Annotated in this window: 17 protein-coding genes; 14 read left to right on the forward strand and 3 right to left on the reverse strand. The window is 28.4% G+C overall.

Annotated elements, in window-relative coordinates; genetic code table 11:
• From ABXT48_RS06145 to rnhA, 13 genes are all read left to right on the forward strand, one after another.
• Nucleotides 1–2,574, forward strand: coding sequence for a chromosome segregation SMC family protein (locus ABXT48_RS06145; RefSeq protein ID WP_415286142.1), 2,574 nt, complete (start codon nucleotides 1–3; stop codon nucleotides 2,572–2,574).
• Between the two features lie 7 nt (nucleotides 2,575–2,581).
• Nucleotides 2,582–2,857, forward strand: a complete 276-nt coding sequence (locus ABXT48_RS06150) for an AtpZ/AtpI family protein (RefSeq protein WP_271492225.1) — start codon at nucleotides 2,582–2,584, stop codon at nucleotides 2,855–2,857.
• A gap of 12 nt (nucleotides 2,858–2,869) precedes the next feature.
• Nucleotides 2,870–3,604: a F0F1 ATP synthase subunit A gene (locus ABXT48_RS06155; protein WP_018413543.1), complete on the forward strand. Its 735-nt coding sequence runs from the start codon at nucleotides 2,870–2,872 to the stop codon at nucleotides 3,602–3,604.
• A 19-nt stretch (nucleotides 3,605–3,623) separates the two neighbouring features.
• A complete protein-coding gene (locus ABXT48_RS06160) occupies nucleotides 3,624–3,851 on the forward strand; it encodes a F0F1 ATP synthase subunit C (RefSeq protein ID WP_006997791.1) in 228 nt (75 codons plus the stop codon).
• Between the two features lie 5 nt (nucleotides 3,852–3,856).
• On the forward strand, nucleotides 3,857–4,447 hold the full coding sequence (locus ABXT48_RS06165) for a F0F1 ATP synthase subunit B (protein WP_415278039.1): 591 nt from the start codon (nucleotides 3,857–3,859) through the stop codon (nucleotides 4,445–4,447).
• Nucleotides 4,428–4,931: an ATPase gene (locus ABXT48_RS06170; RefSeq protein WP_415278040.1), complete on the forward strand. Its 504-nt coding sequence runs from the start codon at nucleotides 4,428–4,430 to the stop codon at nucleotides 4,929–4,931. Before ABXT48_RS06165 ends, ABXT48_RS06170 begins: the two co-directional genes overlap by 20 nt.
• A gap of 42 nt (nucleotides 4,932–4,973) precedes the next feature.
• Nucleotides 4,974–6,431 carry a phytoene desaturase family protein gene (gene crtI / locus ABXT48_RS06175; RefSeq protein ID WP_415286143.1) on the forward strand — a complete coding sequence of 486 codons (1,458 nt, stop codon included), beginning with the start codon at nucleotides 4,974–4,976 and terminating at the stop codon, nucleotides 6,429–6,431.
• A complete protein-coding gene (locus tag ABXT48_RS06180) occupies nucleotides 6,431–7,282 on the forward strand; it encodes a squalene/phytoene synthase family protein (protein ID WP_415278042.1) in 852 nt (283 codons plus the stop codon). Before crtI ends, ABXT48_RS06180 begins: the two co-directional genes overlap by 1 nt.
• Nucleotides 7,269–8,336: a lycopene cyclase family protein gene (locus tag ABXT48_RS06185; RefSeq protein ID WP_415286144.1), complete on the forward strand. Its 1,068-nt coding sequence runs from the start codon at nucleotides 7,269–7,271 to the stop codon at nucleotides 8,334–8,336. Before ABXT48_RS06180 ends, ABXT48_RS06185 begins: the two co-directional genes overlap by 14 nt.
• Nucleotides 8,337–8,409: 73 nt before the next feature.
• Nucleotides 8,410–9,273, forward strand: a complete 864-nt coding sequence (locus ABXT48_RS06190; RefSeq protein WP_415302843.1) for a Brp/Blh family beta-carotene 15,15'-dioxygenase — start codon at nucleotides 8,410–8,412, stop codon at nucleotides 9,271–9,273.
• Nucleotides 9,263–10,207 (forward strand): 4-hydroxy-3-methylbut-2-enyl diphosphate reductase, encoded by a 945-nt coding sequence (gene ispH / locus ABXT48_RS06195; protein WP_415278045.1) that lies wholly within the window; start codon nucleotides 9,263–9,265, stop codon nucleotides 10,205–10,207. Before ABXT48_RS06190 ends, ispH begins: the two co-directional genes overlap by 11 nt.
• Complete coding sequence (locus ABXT48_RS06200) at nucleotides 10,208–11,176, forward strand: homoserine kinase (protein WP_415286146.1); 969 nt, start codon at nucleotides 10,208–10,210, stop codon at nucleotides 11,174–11,176.
• Entirely contained in the window at nucleotides 11,176–11,601 is a 426-nt protein-coding gene (rnhA, locus tag ABXT48_RS06205; protein WP_415278047.1) for a ribonuclease HI, read from the forward strand. Before ABXT48_RS06200 ends, rnhA begins: the two co-directional genes overlap by 1 nt.
• Here rnhA and ABXT48_RS06210 read toward each other — a convergent pair.
• A complete protein-coding gene (locus tag ABXT48_RS06210) occupies nucleotides 11,593–12,078 on the reverse strand; it encodes a peroxiredoxin (RefSeq protein WP_415278048.1) in 486 nt (161 codons plus the stop codon). The two genes, rnhA and ABXT48_RS06210, sit on opposite strands and share 9 nt — an antisense overlap.
• Nucleotides 12,078–13,454 (reverse strand): threonine synthase, encoded by a 1,377-nt coding sequence (gene thrC / locus ABXT48_RS06215; protein WP_415286147.1) that lies wholly within the window; start codon nucleotides 13,452–13,454, stop codon nucleotides 12,078–12,080. The genes ABXT48_RS06210 and thrC overlap by 1 nt, the downstream gene beginning before the upstream one ends.
• Before the next feature lie 170 nt (nucleotides 13,455–13,624).
• Between thrC and ABXT48_RS06220 the strand changes: the two genes are divergently transcribed.
• Nucleotides 13,625–13,870 (forward strand): DUF1467 family protein, encoded by a 246-nt coding sequence (locus ABXT48_RS06220; RefSeq protein ID WP_415278050.1) that lies wholly within the window; start codon nucleotides 13,625–13,627, stop codon nucleotides 13,868–13,870.
• Between the two features lie 35 nt (nucleotides 13,871–13,905).
• Here the strand turns inward: ABXT48_RS06220 and cyoE are convergent, their stop codons facing one another.
• On the reverse strand, nucleotides 13,906–14,805 hold the full coding sequence (gene cyoE, locus ABXT48_RS06225) for a heme o synthase (RefSeq protein ID WP_415286148.1): 900 nt from the start codon (nucleotides 14,803–14,805) through the stop codon (nucleotides 13,906–13,908).
• Nucleotides 14,806–14,832: the final 27 nt, after the last annotated feature.

The following is a 14,832-nucleotide window of genomic DNA, read 5'->3' on the forward strand; positions in this document are numbered from 1 at the left end:
ATGGAGTTTAAAAAAATCCAATTAAATGGATTTAAATCATTTGCTGAAAAAACAAATTTTCTAATAGAGCATGGATTGACTGGCATCGTTGGTCCGAACGGTTGTGGAAAATCTAATATTGTAGAGTCCTTAAGATGGGTAATGGGTGAAACCTCAGCTAAGAGTATGCGTGGTTCAGGCATGGAAGATGTTATTTTTAATGGTACATCTAATAAGTCGTCTAAAAATATAGCAGAAGTTTCAATAAGCGTAGATAACGCAAGTCATGATGGCCCAATGCAATATAAAGATTTGGATCATATTGAAGTTAGAAGAAAGATTGAAAAAGACAAAGGTTCAAAATTTTATATAAATGATAAAGAAGTTAGAGCTAGAGATGCTCAAATGTTTTTTGCAGATTTATCTACGGGTGCTCATTCACCATCAATGATTAGTCAGGGACGTATTGGAGCCTTAGTGACTGCCAAGCCTACAGACAGACGTGCAATTTTAGAAGAGGCAGCTAATATTTCAGGATTACATGTTAGAAGGCATGAGGCTGAACTTAGATTAAACGCAGCAGAAGTAAATTTGAAAAGAGCTGATGAATTAAGAAGACAACAAGAAAAACAACTAGCAAACCTTCAGAAACAAGCCGAAGAAGCAACAAAATACAAACTTATATCTGAAGAAATAAAAAAAATTGAAGCAGGGTTATATTATCTAAAATTATTAGACATTGATAATGAAATTAGAATAGAAAATGAAATCAACAATGAAGCTGAGGGAGAAGTGAGCAGCTTCAATCAACAAATTTCTCAGTTTGAAAGTTTAATTAAAACTGAAACAGATAAAGTTTCTCCATTAAGAGAAAAAAATATTGAGAACCTTTCAAGAATACAACGATTGAACTTAGAATTACAAAGTCTAGATGAGGAAAATGTAAGAACACAAGATGAGATAGAAAATTTTAAAAAATCTCTAAAAACAATCGAAGAGGATATTGATAGAGAAAAAGGTATTGTAATAGATGCAAACTCAAATGAAAAAAGATTAAAAGAAGAAAAAAGTGAATTAATAGAAATAGACTCTAAATATTTTGAAACAGAAAAATTATCAAACGAAGACCTTGAGAAGGCAAAAAACCAACTTAATGAAGAGCAAAAAGCTGTAGATGAAATTATTGAAATATTTGCTAATGGCAACATAAATATCAGTATTGACCCAATTAAAGACGTCATTAATACAATCGAAAAAATTAAAGAATTAATAAACAGTAATGAAGCTAACCAAGCTCTTACATTGCTGGATAGAACTAAAATAGAATTAAATAATTTCTTAAATAATTTAGCTAATGACGAAAGTAAAAATAAATTAACTGATATTGATGAAAAAAATAGCAATATAAAATTACTTCAAGAAAAATATGCAGATAGTTTTAGTAAAAACCAATCAATTAAAAAAGAGTCTATAAAAAGAAATGAAAGAATCAAAGCTATAGAATCAGAAGTTGAAAGTTGGAAAAACTTACTTTCAAACTCACAAAAAATGGTAACAGAATTAACTGAAAGAAAAAATAAATTATTATCACAATTAAATGAACGTGACCAACAACCCAAGGCTCAAGCAGAAAAAAAAGGTCAAGCTACAGAAGGTCTGAGAATTTCACAAAATGAAAAAATTGAGAATGAAAAAATTATAGAAGAAACAGATAAAAAGATAAACTCTTTAAGACTTGAGTTAAATGACGTTCAAGAAAGATCTATTCAAATAAGAGAAAGAAAAGCAAGCTCAGGAGCTACTGTTGAAGGTTTAAAAAAACGTAAAGAAGATCTGTTAGAAAGGGTTAGCTCTGAACTTAATCTTGAAGAAAATGATATTCTAGAAAATTCTAATTTAAATGGTGTTGTAGAGTTACCCAATTCTGTTGATCAAGAAGAAGCTCTTGATGAAAAAAAAAGAGAAAGAGAAAAATTGGGATCAGTCAACCTTAGAGCAGATGAAGAAACCAGCAAATATGAAATTGAAATTAAAAAAATGGAGCAAGATAGAGAAGATCTTGTGTCTGCTATTATAAAATTAAAAGAAAGTATTAATGAATTAAATCAAAAAGGAAGAGAAAGATTGTTAGAAGCTTTTGAAAAAGTTAATAGAAAATTTAATGAAGTTTATACAAAACTATTTAATGGTGGAAATGCAAAGCTAGAATTAGTGGACTCTGATGACCCACTTGAAGCTGGTTTAGAAATGTTGGTAAGTCCCCCTGGTAAAAGACTTCAGTCTATAACCTTATTATCTGGTGGTGAACAAGCTTTAACAGCCTTGTCTCTTATTTTTGCTGTGTTCCTTACTAATCCATCCCCAATTTGTGTTTTAGATGAAGTTGATGCTCCACTAGATGATGCTAACGTAACAAGATTTTGTGGACTTCTTGATGATTTAACTAAAATAACTAACACTAAATTTATTATTGTAACTCACCACGCTCTAACTATGTCAAAAATGAATAGACTTTATGGGGTAACTATGCCTGAAAAGGGTATTAGCCAACTAGTAGCTGTTGATTTACAAAAAGCTGAGAGTATGGTTGCTTAATACATAAATGCCAAAAGATAGTCTTAAAACTCGCTTGGAGATTGCAAAAACTAAACTTTCAAAGAAAAATCTCTATAAAAATGAAGAGGCACCCTCTTCTATTGGAACTGCCTTTAAATTAAGTACAGAATTAGTGTCTGCAGTGGCAGTTGGGACAATTATAGGGTTTATTTTAGACAAGACCTTTGGTACTAAGCCCTGGTTAATATTAATATTTTTTTTTGTAGGTGTTGTTGCTGGAATTATAAACGTATTCAGATCTGCAAAAAATATGCAAAAATAGACTTAAAAAATTATGGCTACAAACCCAATGAACCAATTCGAAGTTTATAGAATTGGACCAGAAATTAAATTAGGGGCAATAGATATTTCTTTCACAAACGCAAGTTTGTTTATGGTGATTAGTTCACTTGCAATCTTATTAGTTTTTAATTTAGGGTCAAAAAAAAACTCTTTACTACCAAGCAAGATGCAACTTCTTTCTGAATTAAGTTATACTTTTGTTTCTAAAATGATTAGTGATACCGCAGGATCAAAAGCAAAACCCTACTTTGCGTTTATCTTCTCAATATTTATGTTTGTACTATTTTGCAATATGTTTGGGATGATCCCTTACGCCTTTACAGTAACTAGCCATATCATCGTTACTTTTATTTTAGCTTCATTTATTTTTGTAGGTGTAACAATTATTGGATTTATGAAACATGGATTAGGATATTTAAAATTATTTGTACCTAGCGGAGTGCCTGCTGTACTATTGCCGCTAATAGTTGTTATAGAAATAATTTCTTACTTAAGTAGACCGGTTAGTCTTTCAGTTCGTTTATTTGCAAACATGATGGCTGGTCATACTATGATGAAAGTTTTCGGAGGCTTTGTAATAAGCCTTGGAATAGTTGGTGGATGGCTTCCACTGAGTTTTTCGGTTGCATTAACTGGCTTGGAAATACTAGTTGCTTTTCTTCAAGCATATGTTTTCGCAATCTTAACCTGCATCTACTTAAATGATGCATTAAATTTACACCATTAACTAACATAAGGAGGATATAATGGAATTAGAAGCAGCAAAAATGATCGGAGCAGGACTAGCAGCAATAGCTCTAGCCGGTGCCGGTGTTGGAATTGGAATTATTTTTGGTAATTACCTTTCTGGCGCAATGAGAAACCCATCTGCAGCCCAAAAACAATTTCCTAATCTTTTATTAGGTTTTGCTTTAGCTGAAGCAACTGGCCTATTTGGATTAGTTGTAGCGTTAATTATTTTATTTGCATTTTAAATTTAATGATTAAAAAAATATTTTTTCAGTCGATATTTTTAAGCTTCCTGTTTTTTATGGAAGCTTTTGCAGCTGAAAGCGGTGGAATGCCTCAATTAAATCCTGAGTTTTGGGTTTCTCAAATTTTTTGGTTAATTATTACTTTTGGAATTTTATATGTTGTTTTATCTAAACTTATACTTCCAAAAATAAGTGCCAACCTAGAAACTAGAAAATCTCAAATTTTAGAAAATATTGAGGCTGCAGAGAAGAAAAGAGAAGAAAGTGAACAAAAAATTGAAGAATACGAAAAGATAGTACGCGACAGCAAAAATGAGGCAAAAAACTACTTTAAACAAGCTAGAGAAAAAGTGTTGAAAGATATTGGTGTAAAAAAAGAAGCACTAGATAAAGAAATTAATGAAGAGGTTAATAAAGCAGAGATTGAGATAAAAACTTTTAGAAATAATGCACCAGAAAAAATCAGGAAGATTGCTGAAGAAACTTCTTCAGACTTGCTGCAGCAACTAATAGGAGCCGAAGTTAACAGTAGTAGTATTTCTGCAATAGTAGAAGATCTTTCAAGAAAAAAAATGGATGAATATTATGGTAATTGATGCAACTTTTTGGGTAGCTATATCCTTTTTAATATTTATAGGAGCTTTAGTTTATTTAAAAATACCTCAAAAAATTAATGAACTTTTAAATAAGCTTATCCTTGATATTAAAAATGAAATAGATGAAAGCGAAAAGCTAAGACAAGAAGCAAAGGTCTTACTAGATAGTGCTCAAAATAAACTTGATACCGCACAAACAGTAAGCAATGATATTTTACAACAAGCTAAAAAAGATAGTGATCACCTTATAATTGAAATGAATGATAAATTTCACAAATCTTCAGAAATTAAAAAGAATTTAGCAGAAAATAAAATTTCACAAATGAAAGAAGCTGCACTTAAAGAAATAAAAGATGTTTCAATTAAAATTGCCGTTGATTCAGTTAAAAAAATTATTAATACTTCTGTTGATAAATCAAAGCTTGATGGTCTTTTTGAAAAGAACCTTGAAGAAACAAAAATAGCTTTAAAAAAAATAAGCTAATAATTACCTTACAATTTTTTAAAAAAACTATAAATTAACTCAATGAAATCTATTGTCATTGGTTCTGGATTTGGTGGTATAGCTGCAGCACTAAGATTAAGAGCCAAAAATCATAAAGTAACTTTAATTGAAAAACACCCTGACTTGGGTGGAAGAGCTAGAGTGTTTAAAAAAAATGGTTTTACTTTTGATGCTGGACCAACAGTAATTACTGCACCATATCTAATTGAAGAGCTTTTCACTTTATTTAATAAAAAGTCTCAAGATTACATAAAGCTAACTCCTTTGAAAATTTGGTATAGATTTATTTATGAAGATGGAGGTGTATTTGATTACTCTGGTGATGAAGATCAAATGAAAAAACAAATTAAAGAAATAAATAAAGATGATGTTAAGGGTTATGAGCAGCTTGTAAAATTCACAAAAAAAATATTTGATAAAGGCTTCACAGAACTGGCTGATGTTCCGTTTGATAAACCTCTTGTGATGATGAAACAATTGCCCTCTTTACTAAAACTTAAAAGTTATAAATCAGTTTATTCATTAGTTTCTTCATATATAAAAAATGAAAAATTAAGACGTATGCTAAGTATGCATCCTCTATTAGTTGGCGGAAACCCCTTTACAACAACATCAATATACGGATTAATTCTATATCTCGAAAAAAAATGGGGCATACATTACTCAATGGGTGGAACTGGGAACATAATCAATGGCTTAGAAAAATTGATGATTGAACAAGAAATTGAATTAATCAAAGGACATGAAGTAACAGAAATAATTTCAAATAATGGAAAAATTAGTGGAGTAAAATTAGATAATCAAAAAGAAATACTTTCAAATAATGTAATATGTAATGCTGATCCTCCTGCTGTATATGAAAAACTTCTAAGCCTAAATAAAACAAGCTCTCTATTTAAATGGAAACAAAATCGAATGCAGTATTCTATGGGTCTATTTGTTTACTATTTTGGAACAAAAAAAACATACCCAAATGTTGAGCATCACACAATCAAATTTGGTGATAAGTATAAAGAACACCTGAGTGATATTTTTGATAATAAAAAATTAAATGATGACATAAGCTATTATCTTCATAGACCATCAGCTACAGACAAATCAATGGCACCTGAAGGAAATGATTGCTTTTATGTTCTTGTGCCCGTTCCAAATAATCAATCCAAAATTGATTGGAAAACTGAAGGTGAAAAAATGAAGAATTTAGTAATAGATAAAATGGAAAAAGCATTACTTCCTAATCTTAGAGAGAATATTATTGAAGATTTCTATTTAACGCCAGATTATTTTGAAAATGAATTGAATACTAAATTTGGATCAGGTTTTTCGATCCAACCCAAATTTACACAGTCTGCATATTTTAGGTTTCATAATAAATCAGAAATTTATGATGGTTTGTATTTTGTTGGGGCGGGAACACATCCTGGTGCAGGTGTTCCTGGTGTACTATCCTCAGCAAAAGTTCTAGATAAGATTATATAATGCCTAATAAAAACTACCTGTCTATTTACGCAAAGTCATTTAATTGGGCTGGTTTCTTTTTACCCAAAAAAACCTATCAAAAGTGTTCGTCTTTATATGATTTTTGTAGAACTGTAGATAATATTGCAGATGACGATGGTGAATTAGATATTAAAAAAAAAAATCTATTAATTTTTAAAAATGATTTTCTTAATAAAAATTATAGTAATATAATAATTAAGAATATGTGGGATCTTATGGATCATCATTTAATTTCAATAAAAATTATTGAAGATTTATTTGATGGTGTTGAATCAGATTTAAATAAAAAAGTTCAATTAAATAATAAAAAAGATTTGTTAATTTATTCTTACAGGGTTGCTGGTACTGTGGGTCTGATGATGGCAAAAATTTTAAATGTTAAAGATGATAATTCAATGAAAGCTGCCATAGATTTAGGTATTGCAATGCAACTAACAAATATATCTAGAGATGTTGTGGAGGACTCAAAGATTAATAGATTTTATATTAAGAATGATTTTAAGACAATAAGCGACACCTTAACTTTAGCTGATTTATTCTACAAAAGCTCTTTTATAGCAATAAAGGAAATACCCTTTAAGTTTAGATTCGCAATACTTGTAGCAAGAAGGGTTTACAAGAAAATAGGTGATAAAATTTTAAGAACAAAGAATATAGAGAATTATAATAAAGCAGGTAAGATTTATGTAAATAATATTACAAAAATCTATCAGACTATTCTTTCTATATTTGACTTAGTAACCCTTTTTTTAACAAAACAAAAAAGTGGTTATATGAATAATGAACACTTTTTAATTAGTGAGGAAGTAGATTTAAATGAAAGAATTTGACTATATAATTATTGGTGGTGGTTGTGCTGGGCTATCTTTGGCATACGAATTAGAAACTCATAATAAACTTAAAGATAAAACATTAGCAATTATTGAGCCTAGATTAGATTACAAGAGGGATAAAACTTGGTCTTTCTGGAAAACAACAAGCCATAATTTTGAAGATTGTGTAAAAAAGAGTTGGGATAATTTTTCTATAAATATACCGAATAAAACTAAATTTTTAGAATGTAATAAACTACCTTATCAATCAATTGATAGTGGACTATTCTATAAAAAAATAAACTCTACACTGAAGCAGAATCACAATATCAAATTTTATAAAAATATTAATGAGGTAAACTTAAATAACTCCTTAATTTTTAATAGTGTTCCATCAATAGATTCTAAAGAAAATAAACTTTGGCAACACTTTAAAGGTATTGAGATTGAGACTGCTAATGATGTTTTTGATGAAAAAATCATGAATTTAATGGACTTTGATTGCCCACAACGTAACAGTGTTCATTTCTTTTACACATTGCCTTATAGCAAAAATAAGGCTTTAGTTGAAACCACCTGGCTATCTAAAATGAATAATGATCTAGAAATGGATTATGATGAGCAATTAAAAGATTACATTGAAAATTATTTAAATATTAAAAATTACAAAATTAATTATAAAGAAAATGGTGCTGTACCACTATTTTATCCATCAAATATTAATGAAAAAAGTAAAATAAATATTGGCACTGCAGGACATATGACTAGATTAAGTACTGGGTATACTTTTTTGAATATCCAAGACCACAGCAAATATTTAAGGGAAAATATCAATAATATTGATAAAGTTAGAAGATATGAAATTAAAAAAAAATATCAGTTTCTAGATAAAATATTTTTAAGGGTTTTAAGCAATCATGCTAAACAAATGCCAAATATATTTTTCAAAATGTTTGATAACTCTCCTGAAACTGTAATTAAATTTCTATCTAATAAGAGTAATATTTTTCAAGATTTATTAATAATTCTTAAAATGCCTAAATGGTTATTTATTAAAGCCCTTTTAAAATAAAATGTATAGTCTGATAAATAAAATTAATTTCTATCATTCAATTATCTTTTTTATTTTTTCGTGTTTTATTGCTTTGATTGTTAATCGATTCGAAAACTTAATCATCTCTCCAATAGTGTGTTTATTTTTTATTCTTTCAATTGGAATTTCACATGGTGCGCTAGATAATCAAAAAGGTAAAAAACTTAGCCAGTTATATAATATAAAAAAATCTTATTTCTTTTATTTAATATATTCCCTTATTGGGATTGGTATCATTATATTTTGGTTATTTTTTCCAACTGTGTCTCTTATTTTATTTTTAGTTGTTGCCTCATATCATTTTGGCAAAGAAGATACTGAATTTTTGATAAGTAATAAAAATGTATCCAATCTAATTCTTTATTTCTTAAAAGGTTCTCTAATAATCGTTGCACCACTAATGTTTCACTTTGTTGAAACAATTAATATTTTTAAATTACTTTTAATAGAAAATGAAAAGTTTTATTTATTCTTAAACTTTATTGAAGATAACAGTATATTACTTTTTGCTTTATCTATTTCTTTACTTTCTAGTATTTATTACTTTTTGAAAGATTTTAAAATTATGAATATTTTGATATTTTTGGATTTTTTTTCTATTATTGTTCTGAATTATTTTTTAACTCCACTAATTGCCTTTACAGTATACTTTTGCTTCCTACATTCATTCCGACATTCAATTTCGTTGATAGCAGAGCTTAATGAAAAAAGTTTTAAAATTGGTGCTATAACATTTATTAAAAAAGCTATGCCACTTACAGTTTTAACTGCAATTTTATATGTCATAAGCTTATATTTCCTTTCTAATTTCTATCAATTAAATGATGCAATATTAAAAGTAATATTTATTGGTTTGGCGTCTTTAACCTTTCCTCATATATTGCTTGAGTATCTTTTAGAAAAAAATGAAAAATAAAGAAATTAAAGTATTGTTATCTGCTCCAAGAGGTTTTTGTGCTGGGGTAGAAAGAGCAATAGAAATAGTTAAAAAAAGTATTAAAAAATATGGTGCACCAGTTTATGTGCGACATGAAATAGTACACAATAAACATGTAGTGGATAGTCTTAAGGCAATAGGTGCAATTTTTGTGGAAGAGTTAGAAGAGATTAAAGATAAAACTAGACCAGTAATTTTTTCTGCACACGGTGTACCGAAAGCAATACCCATACAAGCTGATAGCTATAAAATGGAATACATAGATGCTACTTGTCCCCTTGTCTCAAAAGTTCATAGAGAAGCAGAAAATCTTCATAAAGCTGGTTACCATATTATTCTTATAGGACATAACAATCATCCAGAAGTTATTGGTACTATGGGACAATTACCAGAAGATACAATTGACTTAATTCAAGATGAGCATGATGTTGAATTATATGAATTAGATGATAATAAAAAAATTGCATATGTTACTCAAACAACTCTGTCTGTTGATGACACTAAAAGTATAATAAAAGCACTTAAAAAAAAATTTCCAAAGATTAAAGAGCCATTTAAAGAAGATATTTGCTATGCAACTACTAATCGTCAATCAGCTGTTAAAAATATTGCCAAACAATGTGATATGTTTTTTGTTTTAGGAAGTAGAAATTCCTCAAATTCAGTTCGTTTAGTTGAGGTAGCAGAACAAAGTGGCTGCCAGCATGCTGAATTAATTCACTCTGAAAGTGAAATTCCTTTTGAAAAAATACAAAATTGTAAAACAATTGGAGTTTCGTCTGGCGCATCAGCACCTGAAGTTTTAGTTGAAAATTTCATTAATAAATTGAAAGAAAATTTTAAAATAAAAATTGAGGAAGTTGAAATTATCAAAGAAAATATTGTTTTTAAAGTTCCTGCAAAATTAAATTAGATGGCTGTATACACTAAAATAAATAGTAAAGACCTTCTATCACTAAGTAGAGATTACAAATTAGGAAAAATAATCAAATCTGAAGGAATTAAAAAAGGGATAGAAAATACAAACTACTTATTAAAAACAAATAAAAAAAAATTTATTTTAACAATTTTTGAAAAAAGAGTTCAAAAAAAAGATTTACCTTTTTTTATGAACTTAATGGAAAAACTAAATCAAAAAAAGATTATATGTCCAAAACCCTTAAAGAATAGCAGTGATAAGCACTTAAGCAGAATTCAAAATAAACCCGCTAGTATTGTGACTTTTTTAAAGGGAAAAGATAAGGCCACTCTTAATTATAAAAATTGTTTTGATATTGGAAAAAATATTGCAAAATTCCACAAGGCTGGAACTAGAATAAAACTATATAGGCAGAACTCTATGTCTATTAATAAATTAGGTGGCTTATTAAAAAGTATAAAATTTACGTCTAATAAAATAGCTCCAAAACTAAAACCTACCCTTAACGTTTGCTTAAAAGATATTAAAAATCAATGGCCAAAAAAATTACCAATTGGAATTATTCATGGAGATTTATTTATTGATAATATCTTCTTTAATAAAAATAAATTTTCTGGATTTATTGATTTTTATTTTTCAAGCAATGATTTTCTGATGTATGAGATTGCAATTTGTATAAATGCTTTATGCTTTGATAAGAAAAGAAATTCTTTTGTAATGAATAATAAAAAAATTAAATACTTAATTGATGGATATGAAACTATAAGAACTATTTCAGAAAAAGAGAAAGACTCATTAAATATATTATGTAGAGGGGCGGCTTTAAGATACCTACTAACTAGAATTTATGATTATTTTAATACTCCTAAAACTGCACTAATTCAGATCAAAGAACCTAACGAATATTTTCAAAAACTAATTATCCATAACAATCTGAATAGCTACAAAGATTATTATAAATAATGATAAAAATTTATACTGATGGTTCTTGTTTAAAAAACCCTGGAAATGGTGGTTGGGCTGCAATCATCAATATTAATGATGAAATTAAAAAAATTAGTGGAAGCGTTAAAGACACAACTAATAATAAGATGGAGCTAATGGCTCCAATTAAAGCGCTTCAAGAAATAAAAGAACAGCAACCCATTGAAATTTATACAGACTCCCAATACGTTAAATTAGGTATTACTGATTGGGTGCATAAATGGATTAAAAACAATTGGTTAACTTCTAAAAAGGAACCAGTAAAAAATAAAGAACTTTGGACTCAGCTTTATGAATTAAATCAATCTCATGAAATTAAATGGATATGGGTTAAGGCTCATGCTGGAAATATTCTAAATGAAGAAGTTGATTTATTAGCTAAACAAGCTGCCGAATTAAACTAAATTTAAAAAATTTTGGGCAGCCGAAACTTCACATGCACCAGCATCTTCTTCTTCTTGTAATTTAATTACTTTAAGATTGTTTATTAACATTGTGTATCTATTTGATCTTACACCTAGGCCTCGGGCACTTTTATCAACATCAGCACCAATTGCTTTCGTAAAACTCAAAAATGGATCAGCCATCATCAAAACTTTATCTGTAACATTTTGGCTCTTGCCCCAAGCTTCCATTACAAATGGATCATTTACTGAAATACAGACTATTAAATCTACACCTTTTGCTTGGTATTTATCATGGCTATCAACGTATCCAGGTAAATGTTTGGCTGAACAAACTGATGTGTAAGCACCAGGTAAACCAAATAAAACTACCTTCTTATCCTTAAAATACTCAAAAGTATTTTTCTTAACAGGATTTCCATCTTCCATAATAAAAAATTCAGAATTAGGGATTGTTTCATTTTCTTTTAATTTCATTATATTTTTTCCTTAATGTATTGTTGAGTTTTACTTAGATTATTTGAAATAATATCATAATTTTCTTTTTCATCCATAACATACTTTAGTTCGTCAGGTAAGGCAGGTTTGATCCCAATTGATTTTTCTATAGCCTCAGGAAACTTGCATGGATGTGCGGTAGCTAAAACAATATTATTGCCTTCTAAATTTACTTTATTTAAAGATCCAAATCCTATTGCACTATGAGGATCCAGTATAATATTATATTTTATGTGAACTTCTTTAATAGTATCTAAAATCTCTTCTTCATTCATGCTTGCTGATAAGAAATCTTTATTTATTTTTTCCATTTTATCTTTTGAAATAATATATTTACCTTTTCTTTTAATTCCATGCATGATTGTACTAGTTTCATTATCATCACAATCGTTTAAATCATAAATTAACCTTTCAAAGTTACTAGCTATTTGAATATCCATACTTGGTGAGTTGGTTTCAGACACACTTTCCGCTTCATAGTTTCCATTAGAAATTGCTCTATGCAAAATATCATTTTTATTAGTTGCAACTATAAATTTGTTTATTGGTAAACCCATTTTTTTTGATAGATAGCCAGCATATACATCTCCAAAATTTCCTGTCGGTACTGAAAAATTAATAGGCCTTTTGTCTTGTGTTTGAAAGTATGTATAAAAATAGTATACAGCTTGTGCAATAATTCTTGCCCAATTTATTGAATTTACTCCAGACATATTTATTGAGCTAGAAAATTCTTTATCTGCAAACATTGATTTAACTAAATTTTGACAATCATCAAAATTACCTTCAATCGCTATATTAAAGACATTCTTTTCTTTAACTGTCGACATTAGTTTTCTTTGAACGAGTGAAACTTTTTCATGAGGGTGAAGAACAAATATATTCATATTCTTTTTTCCCTTAATCGCATCTATTGCAGCAGCACCTGTATCTCCAGATGTTGCAACTACAACGTTTATATTTTTATCATTTTTTTTTAAATAGTGCTCATAGAAGTTTCCTAACAGTTGCATTGCTATATCTTTAAAGGCTAGTGTCGGGCCATGAAACAGCTCTAAAACCTTAGTATCACCTAATTTAATTAAATCTACGACGTTATCTTTTCTAAATACAGAATATGATTTATCAATAATATCTGACAACTCATTTGCTGTCATAAAGTCACCTATAAATGGGTATATTATTTCTTTTGCTAAATTCTGATAACTCAAGTTACTTAATGCCTTTATTTGTTCAGCACTGTATTTTTTAACCTCTTTTGGAATAAACAAGCCCCCATCATCTGCAAGCCCTTTAATAAATACTTGCTCAAAGCTATATTCTTTTGAGTTATCCCTAGTGCTTATATACTTCATCTAATTAATTTTTTTTAAAATATAAATATATTAATTGTGAAAAATTGGCTAATAAAAATCTTCTTACAAATATAAACTAGTTAAGAATATAATTGTAAATTAATGACTTATTATCTTTTAACTTTAGACTAATTTATATACCCTTTAATGGTAAAGATATAGGGGGTAAATTGAGTACAATTGGACTAGTTACAATGTATCTAATTATTCAGTTAGTGGTATTTTTTTCTATATTACCAATAGATGTTAATCGAAAAAGAAAATTTTTAATCCCAGCAAATGAGGTTGGAGCACCTGAAAATCCTAAAATTCTTAAAAAGACTTTTTATTCCATTGGTATTACGACTATTATTTTCACAATAATTTGTTTATTGATGAAATATGAATATTTAGATCTAACAAATATAATCAGTTAAAAAATATTATACCACAACATTTTGAGTCGAAAAATTTAAATAAGACTATCTATTAAAAGTAATACAAAAATTAAGAATAGATACAAAATTGAGTAGCCGAAGACTTTTTTTGCTTTCTTTAAATCAAATTTATTTTTTTTATATTGATATAAATCAAAGCAAATAAAATTATAATAAATTGTAAGAACAAATGCTGGAATCAAATAGATTAAACCTGAAAAATTAATCCAATATGGAAAAATGATGATGGGTAGCATTAATAAAGAATAAATAAAAATGTATACTTTTGTTTTTTCAATACCATCTGTTAAAGGTAACATTGGAATTTTTGCTTTTTTATAATCATCAGCTTTATATAAGCTCAATGCCCAAAAATGCGAAGGCGTCCAAATAAAAATTATTAAAAATAAAGCTAATGGCTCTAAACTAATTGTATTAGTTGCTATAGTCCACCCGATAACAGGTGGTAATGCACCAGCAGCTCCACCAATAACAATGTTTTGTGGTGTTTTTCTTTTTAGCCATATTGTGTAGACAAAAAGATAAAAAAATATTGTAAATAATAACAAAGATGCTGATAGAAAATTTGAAAAATAATTTAATGCTACAACTGAAATAACTGACAGCAACACTCCAAAAGTAAGTGCTTGGTTTCTATTAATTTTACCAGTGGGAATTGGTCTTAAGCATGTTCTTGTCATGAGTGCATCTAAATCTGATTCGTACCACATATTTAGACATCCAGCCGCTCCCGCACCTAAAGCAACTAAAGTTATGCCTATCATAGCATCAATAATGCCTATATTTGAATTGGAAGTTAAAAGGCCAACGGCGCATGTAAATATAACAAGAGACATTACTCTTGGTTTCATCAATAGATATAAAGATTTAATTAATTCATTAAAATCTAGTGAGACAGTTTTTTTTCTAATCATTTTGGTTAAACGGTTATCAGATATGAT

Source organism: Candidatus Pelagibacter sp. Uisw_101, from assembly GCF_047727615.1.
GTDB lineage: Bacteria > Pseudomonadota > Alphaproteobacteria > Pelagibacterales > Pelagibacteraceae > Pelagibacter.